Genomic DNA, 21323 nt, shown 5'->3' on the forward strand with positions numbered 1-21323 from the left:
CAAGAAATGCATGCTTTTATCCGAAACCTTATTGCTAAAAAATATAATCAAGAAGTAGCTGATAATACTACAATTTTATATGGTGGTAGTTGTAATGCCAAAAACGCGAAAGAATTATTTGCTTTAAAAGATGTTGATGGTGGTCTTATTGGTGGAGCTTCATTAAAAGCAGAAGATTTCCTATCTATTATTAAAAGTTTCTAATCGAAAGAGACTAAAATCTCTTTTTATTACTTTGTGCCTCTGTGGTTTTGTTTTTTTACCACTAAGGCACAAGAACACAGAGAAAAAGTACATTCAATTAAAACAACATGAATTATATTGAGTCAAAATTTACTATTGAGCCCCAAACTCCATTTCAGGAAATCTTAATTGCCGAATTAGCAGAAATTGGATTTGAAAGTTTTGATGAAACCGAAGAAGGTCTTTTGGCTTATATTAAAGAGCCTGATTTTGATGAGCGACAACTCAAAACATTAAGCCTTTTAAATAACGACTTGGTAAAGATTAGTTTTACCTACAAATTAATTAAGGATGAAAATTGGAATGCCGTTTGGGAGAGTAATTATGATTCTGTTATAATTGATGAACGCTGCTATATCCGGGCTCCTTTTCATCCCTCACGATCTGATGTAGAATTTGAATTATTGATTGAGCCACAAATGTCGTTTGGAACGGCTCACCACGAAACTACAGCTAATATGATTTCTTTACTTTTAGATGAAAACGTAAAAGGAAAATCATTTTTAGATATGGGTTGCGGAACCGGAGTTCTTGCCATTTTAGCCCATAAAAAAGGAGCAACACCTATTTGCGCCATCGACAATGATGAGTGGGCCTACCGAAATACTATTGATAATGTAAAAAAGAACAACAGTAATCAAATTACTGTTTATCAAGGCGATGCCTCTCTTCTTAAAGGGAAAAAATTCGATATTATTTTTGCTAATATCAATAAAAATATCTTACTAACTGATATGGAAACCTATTTCAAAAGTCTAAATGATAGTGGCATGCTATTTATGAGTGGCTTTTACGAAAACGATCTTTCCGATATAAAAATCAAAGCCGAACAATTAGGATTAAACTATACTAATCATATAGTGAAAAACGAATGGGTTGCAGTAAAATTCGCAAAAACCATAGCTTAATAAATACTAATTAAGCATACTTCATATAATATAAAGATACTAAAAGAAGCAACTGTAAGATTTAGTAATCTTTCTTACCTTTGAATCAAATCTTTAAACCAAACTATATGAAAAAAATCAATCTATTATTAAGCCTTTTACTTGTCTTGCCTTTCAGCCTTTTTGCACAGGTAAATTTAAAGTATCAAACTCCACCAAAAGAAATTTTAGAATTAGCAAACAGCAAGCTCACCCCTTCGGTAAGCATTGATAAAGAAGGAAAATGGATGCTTCTTATGGGGCGTTCAGCCTATAAATCTATTGAGCAAGTTGCCGCAAAAGAATACCGACTTGGAGGCTTACGTATTAACCCAAAAAATAACGACAATAGCAGAGTTCGTTATATTGAAACCCTGACACTAAAAAATATTGCAAGCAGTGAAGAATTTAACATAAAAGGCATGCCGAAAAATGCACAAATTGCAAATATTTCTTGGTCACCCGACTATTCTAAAATTGCATTCACCAACACACTCGCCAAAACCATTGAATTATGGGTTGTTGATGTAAATACAAAAACCGCTAAAAAATTAAGTCAGGATTTAAATGGCGTTTTTGGTCGCGGTTCTTATAATTGGTTTGCCGATGGACAATCTTTACTTTGCTTATTTATAAACCCCGATCGGGGCATTATGCCCAATGAAAACAAAACACCCACAGGACCGGTTATTCAAGAAAATATGGGAAAGAGAGCTCCTTCAAGAACATATCAGGATTTACTAAAAAACGGAACTGACGAAGCCCTTTTCGATTATTTTGCGACATCCATTCTTGTAAAAGTAACGCTTAATGGAAATAAAAAAACTCTCACCAAAGCTGAAATATTCAGTAGCTTTAATCTATCGCCTAATGGCGAATATATTTTAGCCCGAACCATTCAAAAACCTTACTCTTATTTAGTTCCTTATTATAGATTCCCTGCAAAATTGGAATTATTAAATAAAGACGGTGAATTTATTAAAATTGTTCAGGAGCTACCATTAATAGAAGAAATGCCACAAGGTTTTGATGCTGCCCAAAGCGGTGCAAGAAGAGTTAGCTGGCGTGCCGACAAACCGGCATCATTATATTGGGTTGAAGCTTTAGATGGAGGTGATCCGAAAAATAAAGTAGAATTAAGAGACGCTGTTTATACTACCGATTATCCTTTCGATTTAAATATTAAAAACCATTTAGTCTCAACAAAAAACAGATTTGCCGGAGTTAGTTGGGGAAATAACAATATTGCCATTGTTTACGACCGTTGGCGAAAAAACAGAAACAGCGTTACTTACCTTATCAACCCATCAGTAAGTAATAAAAATCCAACTATCTTATACGATAGAAGTACTGAAGATTTGTATAGCGACCCGGGTTATTTTGTTACTGACGAAAACGAGTTTGGGCGAAATACCTTATTAATTACCAATAAAAAATATCTTTACCTTGTTGGCCAAGGCTACTCTCCTGAAGGCAATCGTCCGTTTATAGATCGCTTTGATTTAAACAAAAAAAATAGCATACGATTATGGCAAGCCGATGGTAAAAAAACTTATGAAAACATTACTGAAGTTTTGGATATACAAAGAGGGCTACTAATAACAAATGTACAATCAGAAGACCAAAACCCTCAATATTTCATACGTAATATAAAAAAGAAAATAGCTCCAAAACAAATTACTAACTTTCCTAACCCCTACAAAAGTTTGACCGGAGTTAGTAAAGAATTCATCAAATATAAAAGAGAGGATGGTGTTGATTTAAGCGCAACTCTTTATCTTCCGGCAGGGTATAATAAAGAAAAAGACGGTCCTCTTCCTCTATTAATGTGGGCTTATCCAAGAGAATATAAAGATTCTAAAACCGCCGGAATGATTCGGACTTCTCCACATCGATTTATGAGAGTAAACTATAGATCTCCTATTTTTTGGGTTAATCGTGGATTTGCAGTTATGGAAAACACAGAATTTCCAATTATTGGTGTGGGAAGCGAAGAACCTAACGACAATTTTGTTCCTCAGTTAATTGCAAATGCTAAAGCTGCCATAGATTATGTTGTTAAATTAGGAGTTGTCGATCCTGATCGTTGTGCCGTTGGAGGTCATTCTTATGGTGCATTTATGACAGCTAATCTGCTCACACATTCTGATTTATTTGCCGCCGGAATTGCCCGCAGCGGAGCCTATAACCGAACACTCACTCCTTTTGGATTTCAATCGGAAGAAAGAACATATTGGCAAGCTCCAGAATTATATTATGCAATGAGCCCTTTTATGCACGCAGATATTATGAAACATCCTTTATTACTTATCCATGGTATAGCAGATAATAATTCCGGCACATTTCCATTACAGAGCGAACGTTACTATAATGCCCTAAAAGGACACGGTGCAACTGTTAGGTTAGTTATGCTTCCGGCAGAAATGCATGGCTATGCAGCTAAAGAATCTATTTTCCATGTACTTTGGGAAACGGATCAATGGTTAATGAAATATGTAAAGAATAAAAAATAATACTTATTACTACTAAGTCGAATTAAAAATACCGTTTACTACTTTAAAAAGAGAAGTTTTAAAAAACTTCTCTTTTTTATTTTGTTTAAACCAAGCACTTTATGTGAAATATTAAAAAATAAAACCGATTTTAAAATCCCTTACAGCTTAGAATAATACCGAATTTGTATCTTTGATAACTGTTCCGATAAAAATTATAATTAATTATGCAACGTCCGACTTTTTTACATTGGAATTATTCAATGCTCATACTGATAATTTTTGTGCTTTTTTCAGGAAAAACACAAGCTCAACAAAGAGTATCTAGTTTCCCTGAAGATCCTATTCTCTATTTTTCAACCTTGGAACAACACTTTAGCTTTGTACAAAAAAGCAAAAAAAAGGAAGCTGCAATTTTTCTTCAAGAACTAAAAATAAAATGGAATTCCGATTTCTTTTCTGATGACGTTAAAAAACAAATATACTTATCATCAAATAAAATGCTAGCCAATAAAATGGCAGCCATGCCCTTTTTCTACGATTATTTTAAAACACTTATTCATCTTATTGAAGAAAATAATAATGAAAGTACTATAGCTTGGATAAAAGCCTCTCAACATATTCTTGACAATAAAAACTATAGAGAATTCTCCTCTTTTGTACGGTCTGCCAATATGTTTTTTACGAAAAACTTAATCTTTTACAATCGCACACTCAAATGGAAAGTCAATGCCAACAATTATTCTATCTCCTTTGAAAATGATTCACTAAAATATATTTTTCCTCAAACAAACTTGGTTTGTTACACTAAGAATGACAGCTCTAATATTATCAATACTAAAGGAATATATTATCCTTCAACTAACACTTGGACAGGAGAAGGCGGCAAAATTGGATGGACTCGTGCCAACTACTCCATCGACAGTGTTTATGCTATACTTAAACATTATTCCATCTATTTACTTTATTCAAAATTTAAAGCCGATTCGGTTCAACTACACCACTATCACTATTTTGACAAACCATTAATGGGGAAATTAGAAGAACAGGTTTTGGCTTCACGTAGAGGAAATAAAGCTATTTATCCAAAATTTGTTTCATATAAAAAGCGATGGGAAATACCAAATATTTTTCCCAATATCGATTTTGTAGGAGGCATACAGGTAAAGGGAGCACAACTTTTTGGTTTTGGTGATGAATCTAATCCTGCATCATTAACGATAAGAAAAAACGATACTGTTTTCATAAAATTACGAGCAAATAGCTTTAGCATACAAAAAGATTATATGCGCTCACAATACACTTCATTAACCATACTGCACAAAAACGATTCTATTTACCATAGTGGGCTTCGCATGAATTATACAAGCGAAAATCAGTTACTCTCTTTTACACGTGATAATCATGGCTTAACTGCTAATCCTTTTTACAATACTTATCATCAAATTGATATGTATGTAGAAGCTGTTTATTGGAAAATGGATGAAAATAAAATCAGTTTTGATATGACAATGGGTAGAACAAAAAGACCTGCACATTTTGAATCATTCAACTATTTTTCTGAATATATATACAACCGCATAAAGGGTATAGATGTAGAAAATCCTTTAGTTGACTTAAAGCGTTATGCCGATAAAAACGGGAGTAATATTGTTTACTTTGATGAGTATGCCGACTACCTGCACTTACCCATTGAGCAGGTTCAGTTATTACTACTTGATCTTGCACATAGAGGGTTTTTACTTTACGATGCAAATAACGAACGCGCAGAATTAGGCGATAAAATAGATTTTTATCTAAAAGCTTATGCAGGAGAAATTGACTCCGATGTTATTCGTTTCGAATCTCATCCCGGCAAAAGAGAAGCTAATGCCTATTTAAAAATTGATGATTTTGATTTACAAATAAATGGTCTCGACCGCATAACACTTTCCGATTCGCAAAACCTTATTATTGAGCCAACTAACAGAAGTATTGTACTCGGAAAAAATAAGGACTTTACTTTTAATGGTAAAATTACAGCCGGACGGTTATCATTTGCAACTACCAATAGCTCATTTAATTACAACGAATTTAAATTGGATATGCCTTCTATCGACTCACTCTGGTTTTGGGTAAAAGGAGATCCTCTTCCTAACGGAGGATATGAAAGAAGATATGTACAAACGGCTATTCGTGATTTAAGTGGTGATTTACTTATTGACCACCCCGATAATAAGTCGGGCTTAGAACCAAGAGATGAATACCCTATCTTTAACAGTAATAAAGATTCGTACGTATATTATAATACATCAAACATTCAAAAAGGAGTTTATACTAAAGATAGATTTTATTTTCACGTAAATCCCTTTACTCTATCGTCTTTAAATAATTTTAGTACCGATGATATTGCATTTGAAGGCTATTTGGCTTCAGGTGGAATTTTCCCCGACATATCGCAAGCATTAACCGTTCAAGAAGATTATTCTCTTGGATTTACCAAAGAATTACCTCCTGAAGGCATTATGGCATATGGTGATAAAGGAAGATTTTTCAATAAAATTAATTTAAGTAACGAAGGACTAAAAGGTGATGGTGAACTTACTTTTATTAATTCTGTTACAACTTCCCAAGACTTTGTATTCCTACCTGATTCTATGAATGTTTATGCACAAACCTTTGAATTAAAACCCACAACGGTTCCTGTTGAATTCCCTCGTGTAAGTGGTGTAGATACCTACCAACAATGGCTTCCATATAAAGAAACTATGAAAATAAGTTCTATTGATAAAAATATCAATATGTACGACGATGAAACATTTATTGATGGGACAATAATGCTGCGTCCAACATCACTAAGCGGAAAGGGGAATATTAATTTTAAAGTGGCTAAATTAAGCTCAGCAAATTATGTATTCAAAAACCAAACTTTCGATGCTGAAAAAACCAACTTTATCGATGAAGGGATGTCGCTCAATAATTTTAGCGCACATACCGATTATACCCAACGCAGTATTACTTTTAGTTCTAACGACGGAACATCAAAAGTAGATTTCCCTGAAAATTTATATATCTGCTATATGGACGAAGCTAAATGGTATATGGATGAAGACATAACCGAATATGCTTCTAGTTTCAAAGGCATAGACAATCAATTTAGTGATTTTAGTCTTCGTAAGTTAGCGGATACCGAATACAAAGGATCTGATTTTATTTCCACACATCCGACTCAAGATTCACTTTCATTTGTTTCTACAAAAGCCAAATTTAACTCAAAAGAAAAAATAATTGAAGCCGAAGGGGTACACTATATTAAAGTTGCTGATGCCGTAATTTTCCCGGAAGAAAATAAAGTTACAATATTAAAAAATGCTAATATTGTCCCTCTGAAAAACTCACAAATTATTACTAATGCTATAACAAAATATCATGAAATAAATAATGCAATAGTAAAAATTGAAGGTAGAAAATCATACAAAGGTTCGGGTGATTATATTTATATCGACAATAAACAAAAACGTCATCCTATACATTTTAAAAAAATACAAGTAGATTCCTCTTACCAAACCGTTGCTCAAGGCGAAATCTTTGCTGAAGATAATTTCACTCTTAGTCAAGAATTTTATTTCCGTGGTATCACCAAACTCGAAGCCAGCCGCAAACTACTGGAATTCAATGGTGGATTCAGAATTGAAAGCAACTGTATTCCGGGGCAAAACTGGATAAAATTCAGCTCAGTAGTTGACCCTAACGATATTAAAATTCCTATCTCGGCTCAACCAATAGTTCCGGATATTAGTCGTCTACAAAAATTTGTGGGGATTCTAAATTCGCCGGCACGACAAAAAAACTATTCTGCATTTCTTAGCAATAGAATTGATTATTATGATTCTCTACTACTTACTGCCAGCGGATATATTATGTACGATAAAAGCTCAAAAGAGTACAGAATTTCATCAAAAGAGAAATTAAATCAGATGGCGCTTCCTGACAATTATTTCAGCTTAAGAACACAAGATTGCAGCACTTATGGAGAGGGGAAAATTAGTCTGGATGTTAACTTTCTTGATTTAAGTATGAAAAGTTACGGGAATATTCATCATAAAGATTCTATTTCCAATATACGACTTGGAATGGCTATTGATTTCCATTTTTCCGATGATGCTTTAAAAAATATTGCCGATCAATTTGCAAATGCAGCTACAACTCAAAAAGTTGATAATAGCAGCACATATTATGCAAAGATGATAGCAGGATTTATAGGAATAGACGAAGCCGAAAAATATATAAGCCGTCAACTTATTGGTAACCAAAGACGCGTCCCCAACCATTTAGTACATACTATTTTCTTAAATGATATTAATTTAAAATGGAATGCTATGCAAGATTCATATCTTAGCGAAGGATTGATTGGAATAGGGAACTTAGGCAAAAACAGAATAAATGTGATGGCAAAAGGTAATGTCGAAGTCAGAAAAAGTCGAGATGGAGATGAACTCACTATCTATTTTGAAGTAAATAATAATTGGTATTTCTTTAAGTACACCAACAACGTAATGCAAGTAAACTCATCTAATGAAGACTTCAAGGACATTATTCAATCTATCGTGGATGGTAAAGGAGAGAAAAATAGATTAAAACAAGACAAGGTAACGGGAAAAAGATCTAATTATAGATATGTTTTATGCAAACGTGGTGAAAAAGAAGACTTTTTAAACCGAATAAAAGCAAACTAATAGAAAAGAATATAAATTTGCTGTAGAATACAAAACTAATATTAGAAAAATCAGACTTTGAGAACATATATCCGACACTACATTTTAACCTTATTCTTTAGCTTATTGCTTATTCTTCCGCAGCAATCGCAAGCACAATCCGGTTTTAGTAGCGAAAGTGAGATGAAAGCAAAAGCATCTGATTATTTCTCTGAAGATAAATTTGATCTGGCTTTTCCTCTCTACTCTCAACTATTAAGCCTCGATCCTAAAAATGCAGAGCTAAACTATAGATTTGGAGTCTGCCTCATGTATACCGATCGTTCAGATTCTGAAGCACCAATAAAATATTTAGAAAAAGCTATTAATAAGGTGAGCGATATTGCGTTCTATTACCATCTTGCTGTTGCCTATCAAAATAATTACTTTTTTACCGATGCCATTTATAACTACCGAAAATATTTACAGTTAGCCAGAAATAAAGCACGAAAAGACTATGACGTAAATCGCAAAATAGCGATGTGCCAGAATGGTATGAATATGCTGAAAGCAGTCGATGATTTATATGTAATGCAAAAATCGGAAGTCGACAGAAAAGCATTTTATCGTTCATATGAATTAGTAGATTTTGGAGGGCGTTTTTTAAACCTTCCTAAAGAGTTTTTAAGCAAAGCCGACCTGAAAACCAATCAAGAAAAAGTAACCTATTTCAATCCTAAAGCAAAATTATTGTTTTATGCCCTAAACAATAAAAACCAAAAAGATATTTATTATCGCATCCGTCAAAACGACGGAGGATGGTCGGAAGCAATATTACTAAGCTCAAGAATAAATACAAATTACGACGAAGATTATCCTTTTTTAATGTCCGATGGCAAAACTCTTTATTTTAGTTCAAAAGGACATAATACTATGGGCGGATTCGATATCTTCCGTACTGTGTACGATAGTCTTAGTCGCCAATGGAGCAAGCCTTCAAACTTAAGTTTTCCTTTTAATACTCCTTCGGATGATATTTTATTTATTTCCAATCCCGACGAAACTATGGCTTGGTTTGCTTCAAACCGAAATAGTTTAAATAATAAAATTACAGTTTACAAAGTTGGTATTATTAAAAAAGAACAACAATCAGCAGATTTATCCGGCATTTACGATGGCAACAAACTATCCGACAATGATTTGGGAAAAATTAAAAATATGGCGATGCTAGACATTAATATTTCTGACAAAGAATTTAATGAAATACCCATAGATAAAAAACAAAAACTTGAAGCTCTTAAAAAAGATGATGCTAACCGTATTTCACAAAATATTCATCAAGCCAACTTAATAAATATCGATAAGCAGATTGAATTACAAGAAATGCAAACAGGCTTAAACGATAGTATTAAAATCGTTATTAAACAGATAGACAATAAGTTAGAATACCTGAAATCTCTTTATATACGAACACAAAATATAATTACTTCAAAATACAGTAAGGTTCAACAAGGATATACAGAGCTATCTCAGCTACTTGAAAAAGCACAAAAAACAACATTATTAAATAAGAAAAAGGAACTTATTGACGATGCTAACAAAAAGCTTTTTAATACCCTTCGTGAAGATGTACAATATAATAGCCTAAATAAAATTGAAGCTGCTATAAATGAACAAATCAACGCTCAGCGAAAACTACTGACAAGAGCCAATATGGTTTTTGGTGATATTCAAAAAAATATTATCACCCGTAACGAAACCGAAAGCAGAAAAAACATTAAACTTTTAGATATACTCATTGAAAGTGCTGACACTCTCACCGATTACACCAAAATTATAGATTATACAAAAGGCGAATTGCTTTATCCTGACTACCCTTCCAATCTGTTAAACGAAGCCACTTTTGCAGCCTATTATATTGAGGATGAAAATGAATACCTCTCTCCTATTTCTGCTGTTGAAACTCGTTTTACAGCTTATATTCCAGTGGTAGAGGAATCGTCTGAATTGGACTTTTTAAAAAGTATAGAAATAAAAACGAGTGCCGCAAGGCAAAAAAACAAACAACTTTTATATCAATTAAAACTTACCGAAAGTTTAATTAAAGAAAAAAAGCAGAAGGCTGATTTATTACTAAAAGAAGCAAATGCTCTGACAACAAAATTTAACTCAACATCTGATTTAGTAGCTATAAACGCCAAATTTGCCGAAGTTAGAAGAGCTGCTTTTGAAACAACCTTAGCCCAAGAAATTTACGATAGCCTTAAAACGACTATTAAAAAATCAAAAAAAATTGCTGATGAACTAACTTCACTAAAAAGCGATATTGAATTACTGATGGAACAAGGCAAAAATAAAGACGCCTACAGCTTAGAAAATAGAGTTAAAGAACTGGAAACGCAAAATTTTAATCTCCCCAATTATAATAATAGTATCGATTTTAACACAAAAAGACTTCTTAATATAAGCTATCCTCCTGCAATTAAAAACACCAGCACTTATGTAGAATACACTATAAAAGATGGGGAATTACAACGAAGAAAAGGGCAGGCTTTTTCTTATAAAAATGTTGATGAATTAATAGCTAGCAATAATCTGTTAGAAACAGCAGAAGATGAAAAGTTATCTGTGACAAATAATGCCAAAGTAAACCCTTCAAAGAAAGAAATACGAGAGGAATTATCTACGTTCAAACAACAACAAACAAATAGATTAGAGAAACTCACTCTACAATCAAGCTTCCTGACAAAAAAAGCGAGTGAAAAATTAGACTCATCTAATGCCGCCTTACTTGATTTTGAATTAATGCGAGAAAAATATAATAATGGGGAGTTAAGTGATCAGAAAAGCATATTAGCAAAGCAAACTGAGTCACAAAATTTATTGTATCAATCTTTAGCAATAAAAAGTTTTGCCGAAAAAACCGACTCTATAATTCAAGCCGAGCAAAAGTTAAAAAAGGAATCTACCGACCAAATTTTTGCCATTGAACAAGCATTATTAGAAAATCAACCGGAAAAAGCCCAAGCACTCTATCGTGCTCTTAATAAAAACATTACAACAACAAATAAAGAAGTAGAATCTCTTGTACAAGACTGGATTAAAACCGAAGTCGATAATATTCCCAAACAAAAAATACAAGCAAATACTGCATTTGAAAATTCTCAAAAACTTACTGATGAATCTATAAAATTATTAATGGAATCTCAAGATTTAAGAGAAACGGCAAAAAATAAAACTAATGCTTTTAAACGAAGAGAACTCATACGAAATGCTGAAGAAAAAGAAATACTTGGAATTCAAAAGCAAGACGAAGCCGACAAACAATTAGCCACAGGAACTAAACTTTACGAACTTATAAAAAGAGCAGAAGCAATAAAACCAATAGCAAGTGAATTTACAGCACCAACTATGCTTCTAGCCGGCACAGAAACAATTTTAAATCCAAATAAACGTAAAACTGAACTTAATGAGCGTTTAAATATTAGAGAAAAAGAAGCACCTCTCACGATATCAACCGAAAAACTACTTCTACAAAAAGAAAGTCCAAAACTTGATATTGAAAATATTCCGGAGATGAATGATTTAATGGCTTATGAAACAAAACGATATAAAGCACAACTTTTAGCCGATGAATTAGACATTAATAAACGGGAAACTGTGCATCTGCTAAAAAAAGCTAAAGTACTAAGCGGTAAAGCTGCTATTGAAAATTCGCATCAGATTGCAGAACTAAGAAAAGAAGCAGAATCCTTACAAAAAGCTTCTGCTCAAGCATTTATTGAAGCTAGAAATATTTATAATCAATTACCTAATACAGACAAAAAACAAGCGGATAAAAGCGAAAGCAATTTTGAGAATTACTTAATAAATGTAAAAAATCGTATTGCTCAATTGCTTAACGACGTAACCTTATTAAGTGAACAAGCCAACAGCACAACAGACAAAGCAAGTCGTGAGAACTTAATCCGACAAGCAGATGAAAAAGAACAAATTGCTATGTATCTTATTTTGGACGAATATGAAATTATAGCTCAACGTAATAAACAAAACTATCGCAAAAATTCTCTTACAATCAATAAGCTTTTCCTTGAAAATCTGAATAAAGAAGAAAAAAAATTAATGCAAGCTGTTTTCACTCAAATCGAAAGATTTATTGATCAAGCGAATAAAAAACGTATAAAAGCAAAAAATAATGAGCTTTCGTTTACATTAAGAAAAATGTTGTATCAAGATGCCTTTTCACTTGAATCCAGTGCTTTAGATTTACAGTTAGAAGCTATAAGAATGATGCAACAAAATGATATAAAGACTATGTTGGCATATCAAGAAAAACCTACTACTCAAACGGAAACTCTTGCAACAAAAGCTCCCTCAACAACTAAAAATAATGCAGATAAACAAAGCCAAGAGGAGAATTCTATTCCAAAGCCTAAGATAGATGAGACCACTGTTGCTTTTACTGAAACAGAAAAGTCCTCTGAAACGACTACTAAAGTTGAAGAAACTTCTGTAACCGCTGTTGAAAAGAAAAAATTAGAAGAAACAATCAAACAAGAAACTACAGAAGCTATAGTGGCTGAGGCTGCAAAAGAAAATGAAGTTATTGCTAAAACAAAACAAGCAAAAGAAACAGAGCCAAAAAATAACGATTCGAGAGAGCTTCTTAGTCGGGTTGAGAATAATACAGAAATAAAAACTAATGTTGAAAACAAAGTTTCTACTTCTGTACACAAGACAAATAAAACGCCTAAAACATTCCCCAATGTGCGTTTAGAGCAAAAACCTAATGGCACTCAGTTTAGTGTACAAATTGCTGCAATTGGCGGAATAAGAACAACCGATAACTTTATGAATGTTATTGAATTATTCGCATTAAAAGATAGCGAGAAAGAACTATATAGGTATTTTTCCGGAAGATTTACAAATCTTAAGGCAGCCATTATCCGGCGTAATTCTTTAAGATTGCAAGGTTATTCCGATGCTTTTATTAAAAGCTGGAAAGATGGTAAAAACGTAAGTATGTTTGAGGCTGCCGGAGAAATTGATGAAGCCACATCAGCATTATTAAGAAAAACCATAATAGCACTTCCCAGCCAGTTTAAAAATGTAAATTTTTCCGCTACCAATATTTCTCAACTGAATGGCATCTATTATTCCGTCCAGGTAGGAGTTTATAGTCGTCCCCGCTCTTCCTCTCAACTATTCGGTATAAAACCATTATATCACGACAGAATGGATAATGGCTATTGGGTTTACTTCAATGGAATTTTTAAATCCATATCTGATGCGGAAAAAAATAAAACCGTAGCTAGAAAAAAAGGTGTTCCTGATGCCTTTGTTGTAGCATTTAATGAGGGTGAAAAAGTTTCATTATCAAATGCTAGAAAAGCAATTAGCCAAGGCAATTCACTAGCTGCTGATGAGGATATTATTATGTTAGAAGATGCCGCAATAAAAGTCGACGATCAATTGAAAACTATTGTTGGGACTAAGAAAACACCTGTAAAAAACCCTATTTATAAAATTCAAATTGGGGTATTCACTAATCAAATATCTATGGATTGGGTCTTAGAAAAACTAGAAAATCCTAATATTTATAAGCTAAGTCATTTTGTTAACTCAAGCGGAAAATATGTTTACACCATTGGGGATTTTGACTCTTACGAAAAAGCTGCTGATTTTAATTCTAAAGAAGTAAAGATAATTATAAAAGATGCCTTTATAGTTTCATTTGAAAATGGCATAAAAACAAATATTACCAAATAATATCACTGCTGAGTAAACACAAAAAATTCCAAATATCAGAATAGGAACCTGCCAGTAAAAATAAAAATTACTAATTAACGACGATTACTTTTTTGATACGTTTGAGCTTCGCCATATGCGGGACAGTCTTTAGATGTAGAACAAGAAGTGGCAACTAAAGCCAAAATAAACAAGCTTATTAAAAATACTGCAGTACGTTTCATATCTCAATTTTTCAATCATTAAAAAGCTAAAATAAACAATATTTTTTATTTAGTTCAAAAAAAAATACTTTGCATAAAATAATTTATTCCTATTTCAATTTATAGATCTTCAAATTTTACAAACACACATTATTTTAATAAGAAAGTGTATTTTTACGTCTTTAAGAGAAAATTAATATGGAAAATAAAAAACCAAATATTCACGAGAGTTGGTACAGGGTACTAAAAGAAGAATTTGAAGCAGATTATTTTGCCAAATTAAAATCTTTTTTAGTAGAAGAAAAAAAGAGAAATATTATTTATCCTCCCGGACCTCAAATTTTTTCTGCCTTCGACTCTACTCCTTTTGACAAAGTTAAAGTTGTTATTTTAGGTCAGGATCCTTATCACGGTCCGGGACAGGCTCACGGCTTATGCTTTTCGGTAAATCCGGGTATAAAACATCCTCCTTCGTTAAGGAATATTTTTAAAGAAATTGAAGATGATCTTGGTATTCCTTACCCTAAAAGTGGGTCATTAATTCCTTGGACAAAACAAGGCGTTTTATTATTTAATGCTACCTTAACCGTTCGTGCACATCAAGCGGGATCGCATCAAAAAAAGGGATGGGAACAGTTTACAGATGCCATTATCAAGAAGTTATCCAACGAAAAGGAAAAACTTATTTTCTTACTCTGGGGAAATTTTGCCATTTCAAAATCAGCTTTAATTGATCAATCCAAACACCATATTTTAACTGCCGTTCATCCTTCGCCCCTATCGGCTCATAGAGGATTTTTTGGATGCAAACATTTTTCAAAAACAAACCAACTCCTCAGTCAAAATGGTTTAAAACCTATCGACTGGCGTGTTGAAAATTAATTTAGAATGCAAGAATGGATTGAGCTCAAAGGCGTAAAACAAAACAATTTAAAGAATATATCTTTAAAGCTCCCGCGAAATAAGTTTATTGTAATCACTGGTGTTTCAGGCTCAGGAAAATCTTCCTTGGCTTTTGAAGTCATCAATAATGAAGGTCGTAGAAAATATTTCATCAACCTATCGGGACAAGCCAGAAAGTATCTCAACAAATTGGAAAAACCTGATGCGGATAGCATTAATGGTTTAACGCCAACCATTGCCGTATCACAATCTCAAAACAATCACAGTCCCAGATCAACTGTGGGCACAATATCTGAAATCTACGACTATTTGCGTTTACTCTTTGCCAGACTTGGAAAATCCAAAAATGCTGATATTAAAATTAGTCGTAGCTTATTTTCTTTCAATAGCCCCGAAGGTGCTTGTCCGCAATGCAAAGGTTTAGGTTTAGAAGATAAAATAGACCCTGCTCTTTTGATTGAAGATGAAAATAAAAGCATTCGAGAAAGAGCGTTTAAAATTACGAATCCTCAAGGCTATATAATCTATTCTCAAGTTACCATTGATGCGCTGGAACAAGTTTGCCAAGCCCACGGTTTTAGTGTTGATATTCCTTGGAAAGATTTGAATGCCGAACAAAAAGATATTGTTCTAAACGGAAGTAAAATCATTATAATCCCCTACGGGAAACATACGCTAGAATCGCGAATGAGATGGTCTGGAATTACCGCAAAACCAAGAGAAGAAGGCTTTTACAAAGGCATCCTCCCCGTAATGAATGATATTTTAAAGCGCGATAGAAACCCAAATATTCTACGTTTTGCAAAAACGGTTAGATGTACTCAATGTCACGGAAAACGTTTGTCGGAGAATTCTTTAAGTGTCAAAATCGGAGATTTTTCCATTGATGATTTAGCTACACAAAGTTTCGATGAATTAGATAAATCCTTATCCAAACTTCATATTTCTTCAACTCAAAAAGAAGTTGCAGAACAAATCATTCAACCCATTCAAAAACGAATTGCTTTATTAAAAGAACTTGGGCTTGGATATTTAAGTTGCTCTAGAACCGCAAATACTTTATCGGGAGGAGAAATCCAGCGTTTACGCTTGGCAAAACAAATTGCATCAGGCTTACGCAATATCACCTTTGTTTTTGATGAGCCTTCGGCAGGAGTTCATCCTATGGTAAATCATCAGATTATCAATAAACTTAAAGAATTGGTAAGCAATGGTAATACTGTAATTACCGTTGAACACGATGAAGAAACTATGCTGCAAGCCGATTGGATAGTTGAAATTGGACCCAACGCAGGCTCTTCTGGCGGTGAAATTATGTTTTCCGGAACGAAGAATGACTTTCTTAAATCGAAACATAAATCGCTAACGCTTGATTATCTGCAAAAGCGAAAAACAATAGAAATTCCTTTCCGCGCTGAAGATGAGACGAAGGAGTTCTCAATTAAAAATGCAAGTATAAATAATCTGAAAGATATTACTGCTCATTTTAAGTACAATAGAATGAATGTAATAACAGGTGTTTCGGGTGCCGGAAAATCAAGCCTTTTATTTCAAACTTTAATTCCACTCACAAACAACACTTACCACAATCAGATACACGCAAAAGGACAACCAGAGCTTGAAAATTTTAATTTTTCGAGAATCCTTCACGTTGATCAATCAGCAATTGGAAAAACCGCTCGCAGCACGCCTGCAACCTATACCAAGATTTTTGATTCTATCCGTAAACTCTACGCTAAACTTCCCGAATCAAAAGAACAAAAATATACACAAAGCACATTTTCATACAATACTATTGGCGGAAGATGCGAAAAATGTGAAGGTGCTGGGAAGATAGAAACAGGAATGCATTTCTTAGGCAATATTGAAAAAACTTGCGACCACTGTCAAGGAAAACGCTATACCGATGATTTAAATAAGATCAAGTACAAGAAAAAAAGCATCGCTGATGTTTTGGACTTAAGTTTTGCTTCGGCTTTAAACTTTTTTAGCAACGAACCTTCTATTCAAAAACAATTATCAATTGTAAACGATATTGGTCTGGGTTACTTAAAGTTAGGACAATCTTCAAACACCTTATCAGGAGGGGAAGCTCAACGTCTTCGATTAGCAACCGAACTAATCAAAGGGAAATCACAAAACAGTCTTTATATATTTAATGAGCCCAGTTCTGGACTTCATTTTTACGATATCCAAATACTTCTAAATCTTTTTGCTGAACTTCTAAAACAAGGACATACATTAATCATCATCGAACATAATTTAGATATCATCAAAAATGCGCACCATATTATAGACTTAGGTCCATTAGGAGGTGAAAAAGGAGGCGATATTGTTTTTTCGGGGACTTATAATGATTTGGAAAACTGTCAAAAATCACTCACAGCTAAAAGTATTAGACAAGTATCTGAACTAGACAAATCAGCTTCAACTACAGTAAATTTTAACAGTCCGATAAGGCTAAATGGAGTTAGAACGCATAATTTGAAAGGAATAAATGTAGAGATTCCTGTCCATAAAATTACGGCAATAATTGGAAAATCAGGAAGTGGAAAATCGAGCTTGGCTTTTGATACTTTATTTGCGGAATCGCAAAACCGATTTACAGAAAGCTTTCCTAACTATGTTAGGCAATTTTCAAGCCATTATTCTCAAGCAAAATTTGATTCCGTTTCAGGCCTAACACCCGTCATTGGACTTCGACAAAAAAATCAAATCAAAGACGTAAGATCAACCCTAGGAACATTTACTGAGGTTTATGATTTGTATCGGCTACTCTATTCTCGTTTCGGAATTACGTCCTGCCCTAGCTGCGGTTCAAACGCTCTAAATGGGTTCTGCGAAGCGTGCAATAAACAAGTCGGAATTAAGTATAACGCCAGTCATTTCTCTTTTAATCAAGCCGAAGGAAGCTGCGAAACTTGTAGCGGAATTGGTAATATTTTAACTTCCAATCCTCAATTACTTCTCAAAGACACCAATAAATCTCTTTTAGACGGAGCCTTTAAAAATCATAAGTCGATACAGTTTTACGCCGATTCAAACGGACAATATTTAGCTACATTAAAAGAAGTTGGCAAACGTTTTAACATTGATTATTCTCAAGCTGTAAACTTACTCGACACATCAGCCATTAATAAGGCTTTTTACGGAACTGGAGACGAAGTATATAATGTTGAATGGCAGTTCAAACGCAAAAACCATACAGGAACCCATAATTTCAAAGGAAAATGGCAAGGTTTTGTCGCTTTAATTTTAGATGAATATTATAGAAAGAAAGCCAATGGTAAAGGCGATGATTTACTTCCGTTTTTAACTGAAGAAGAATGCCAGAGCTGTTATGGACAAAGACTTAAGCCACAAATTCTCGAAGTGAAATTTCAAGGGATAAATATTGCTGAACTAAGTGATTTATCAATCTTAGAAAGCTGTAGTTTATTCCATAGAATTTATCAAGATATCAATACTTCCGAGTTTAATCATATTGATAATCAGCTTATTGAGAATATTCTTCAGAAGCTATCTGCACTCAAACAAATGGGATTGGAATACCTACAAATGAGTCGTAAAACACAAACGCTATCAGGAGGAGAATACCAAAGAACACTTATGGGGATTCAATTAAACGGAAACCTAAGCGGCATTACTTATATTCTTGATGAACCAGGAACAGGCCTTCATCCTACTGATTTTCCAATTATTACAAAAGCTATTCAGCGATTGAAGAGTATTGGGAATACAATAATACTAACCGATCATAATCCAGACATTATTAAAACAGCAGATTATTTGATAGCTCTGGGACCTGATTCCGGAGTTGAAGGTGGAGAAATAGTTTATGCCGGCAAACCCAATAAATACACAGATAAATTAAGTAATGATATCAACAGCCTCACAAAGAATAATCAAAATCAAAAGTTGATATCAATAAAACAGGCCAAAATCAACAACCTTAAAAATATTGATGTTCACTTTAAGATAAATCAATTAAACGTGATTTGTGGAGTTTCGGGAAGCGGAAAAACGACATTGATAAAACAAGTCCTTTTGTCTTCACATAAAGCAAATGAGGCTATAAACTGCAAATCAATATCTGGATTAGACCCTAAAAATAAAATGCATTGGGTTTCATCCACAAAAGGTTTTTCAGGGCATAGTATAATTGCCAATTATTTAGGCCTATACGATGAAATTAGAAAAATCTTCGCCCAACAAAAACAAGCTAAAGAACAGAAACTAAAAGCTAGTGATTTTTCTTTCCAATCGAAAAGCGGACAATGCCCTGTTTGTAAAGGACAGGGAGAAATTCGTGTAAAACTTGACTTTATAAACGATGTAAGTACAATTTGTGAAAGCTGTAATGGAAGGCGTTTTATTTCAAAAGTTTTGAGCGTTGAGTACAAAGGTTTATCAATAGATGAAGTCCTTAATTTAAGTGTTTCCGAGGCTTTCAATTTCTTTTCTGAAAATAAGATCATGAAACAGAAATTAGAATTTATTCAGAAAATAGGACTCTCCTACTTGAGATTAAATCAACAATTAAAGCAATTATCGAGTGGTGAATTTCAACGGACTAAGATTGTTCGCGAAATTTTGACTGCTGATATTCAGAATGGAATCTTTCTTTTTGATGAACCAAGTAAAGGGCTTCATAAAAACGATTTAGGTTTTCTTTTTGAACTTTTTCAAACTTTACTCAACCAAAATTGCACTTTAATTGTTATTGAGCATAATCCATTAATAATCGATAAAGCCCATCATATTATAGAATTGGGAAAAGGTGCAGGAGAATTGGGTGGCGATCTTATATTTCAAGGCGATTTTAAAAACCTAATCGAGAATCCTCAATCATTAACAGCTCGTTATTTTAGAGATTCCTTGAAATATCCTCTAAACTAATACAAGAATAGCAATTACAGCTAAGCCTAAACCTATCCAATTCCACCATTTCAATTTTTCACGAAAAAGAAGCAAGGCTACAAGCACAGAAACGCTAATAATGCCAACATTATTTATTCCATAGACTATAGAACTATCGATATTGCTTTTTTCCAGTGCTAGAATGAAAAAATACAGCGATGCGAAATTTACTAAACCAAGAGCGAGACCATACAGTAATGTATTGGCTTTAAAAACAGATTGAATATTATTTCTTTTTAGCAAGAGAAGTAAAATACCAAGTATAGCAGCAACGGCAAAGCAAGTCGCAGAGAATAATGCAATATTTCCTTCAGGAATATAAGTATGTTGGGCTAGTTTAATTAAGGAGTCCGCTATACCAATAAACACGAATATTAATAGAGGTAAAAAGAGCAATTTTCTATCTGCCTTTTTATCACTTTTAATGTAAGCTGCTAAAGCCACCGATACAATAGCTAGGATAATCCCAATTATTTTGAATGTTCCGAGTTCCTCGTTAAAGTATAATAATGAAAACAGAATAGGTATCGCCATAGACATCTTTGCAGAAATAACAGTTACTGAAACCCCGATACGTTGAGTAGTCACTCCCATTAAATAAAAAACAAAGATGAAAAGACTACCAATGAGTACAGCTAACCATATCCAATTACCAAATTCAAAATTGAATTCCTGCAATTGCAATGCTAGGCCCAAGAAAACGGCAACAAAATAATTAACGACAATTACAGCCAATAGATTTAAATTATTCTTTCCAATCAACTTAAAAAGAAGAACTATTAATGTAGATGAAAGAATACTTAATATTAAAAATAGCATTTGCAATATTTTTGATTGTGCAAAACTAGATATAAGTGTGCTAAATCAAACAATTTCCCGAAGTATTTGTCAACGATATCCATCTTTACATCACTAATAGAAAATTAATAACAGCAATAAAACCCTCTATTTCTTTTGGTTATAATTTACAACTATTAGGAATAAAAAAAAAGACGAAATTTTCTTCAGTTTAGGCTTTGAACATTCAGAATACTTTCTACATTTGCACTCGCTTTTGGCGGGGACAATATGTCTTCTGATAGAGTGAAAAAGCACATTGAAAATAAATTTTAATTTTTATCAAATTTTTTTTCAAAAAGGTTTGGAAAGAGCAAAATTTATTTATCTTTGCAGCCCCTTAACAAAGGGAAAAAAGAAGTTCATAGAAAGATTGAA

Annotated in this window: 8 protein-coding genes; 7 read left to right on the top strand and 1 reads right to left on the bottom strand. The window is 33.3% G+C overall.

What is annotated here, in order from left to right; genetic code table 11:
- The 7 genes from J7K39_01255 to J7K39_01285 form a co-directional block, all read left to right on the top strand.
- A partial coding sequence (locus J7K39_01255) for a triose-phosphate isomerase (protein MCD6178508.1) occupies nucleotides 1-204 on the top strand: 204 nt, incomplete at its 5' end.
- Nucleotides 205-311: 107 nt separating this feature from the next.
- Nucleotides 312-1151, top strand: a complete 840-nt coding sequence (prmA, locus tag J7K39_01260; protein ID MCD6178509.1) for a 50S ribosomal protein L11 methyltransferase — start codon at nucleotides 312-314, stop codon at nucleotides 1149-1151.
- Nucleotides 1152-1258: 107 nt separating this feature from the next.
- Entirely contained in the window at nucleotides 1259-3682 is a 2424-nt protein-coding gene (locus tag J7K39_01265; GenBank protein ID MCD6178510.1) for a S9 family peptidase, read from the top strand.
- A 206-nt stretch (nucleotides 3683-3888) separates the two neighbouring features.
- Nucleotides 3889-8376 (top strand): hypothetical protein, encoded by a 4488-nt coding sequence (locus J7K39_01270; GenBank protein MCD6178511.1) that lies wholly within the window; start codon nucleotides 3889-3891, stop codon nucleotides 8374-8376.
- Between the two features lie 57 nt (nucleotides 8377-8433).
- Entirely contained in the window at nucleotides 8434-14103 is a 5670-nt protein-coding gene (locus J7K39_01275) for a PD40 domain-containing protein (protein MCD6178512.1), read from the top strand.
- 380 nt (nucleotides 14104-14483) lie between these two features.
- Nucleotides 14484-15167 carry a uracil-DNA glycosylase gene (gene ung, locus J7K39_01280; protein MCD6178513.1) on the top strand — a complete coding sequence of 228 codons (684 nt, stop codon included), beginning with the start codon at nucleotides 14484-14486 and terminating at the stop codon, nucleotides 15165-15167.
- Between the two features lie 6 nt (nucleotides 15168-15173).
- A complete protein-coding gene (locus J7K39_01285) occupies nucleotides 15174-20087 on the top strand; it encodes an ATP-binding cassette domain-containing protein (protein ID MCD6178514.1) in 4914 nt (1637 codons plus the stop codon).
- Here the strand turns inward: J7K39_01285 and J7K39_01290 are convergent.
- Nucleotides 20079-20927, bottom strand: coding sequence for an EamA family transporter (locus tag J7K39_01290; protein ID MCD6178515.1), 849 nt, complete (start codon nucleotides 20925-20927; stop codon nucleotides 20079-20081). The genes J7K39_01285 and J7K39_01290 overlap by 9 nt on opposite strands.
- Nucleotides 20928-21323: the final 396 nt, after the last annotated feature.

Source organism: Bacteroidales bacterium (assembly GCA_021157585.1).
In the GTDB taxonomy this organism is placed as follows: Bacteria; Bacteroidota; Bacteroidia; order Bacteroidales; family UBA12170; genus UBA12170.

Bases quoted from the DNA above. Each gene is read 5' to 3' on its own strand.
- prmA (MCD6178509.1), top strand. From the start codon at position 312: ATGAATTATATTGAGTCAAAATTTACTATTGAGCCCCAAACTCCATTT.
- J7K39_01265 (MCD6178510.1), top strand. From the start codon at position 1,259: ATGAAAAAAATCAATCTATTATTAAGCCTTTTACTTGTCTTGCCTTTC.
- J7K39_01270 (MCD6178511.1), top strand. From the start codon at position 3,889: ATGCAACGTCCGACTTTTTTACATTGGAATTATTCAATGCTCATACTG.
- ung (MCD6178513.1), top strand. From the start codon at position 14,484: ATGGAAAATAAAAAACCAAATATTCACGAGAGTTGGTACAGGGTACTA.
- J7K39_01285 (MCD6178514.1), top strand. From the start codon at position 15,174: ATGCAAGAATGGATTGAGCTCAAAGGCGTAAAACAAAACAATTTAAAG.
- J7K39_01290 (MCD6178515.1), bottom strand. From the start codon at position 20,927: ATGCTATTTTTAATATTAAGTATTCTTTCATCTACATTAATAGTTCTT.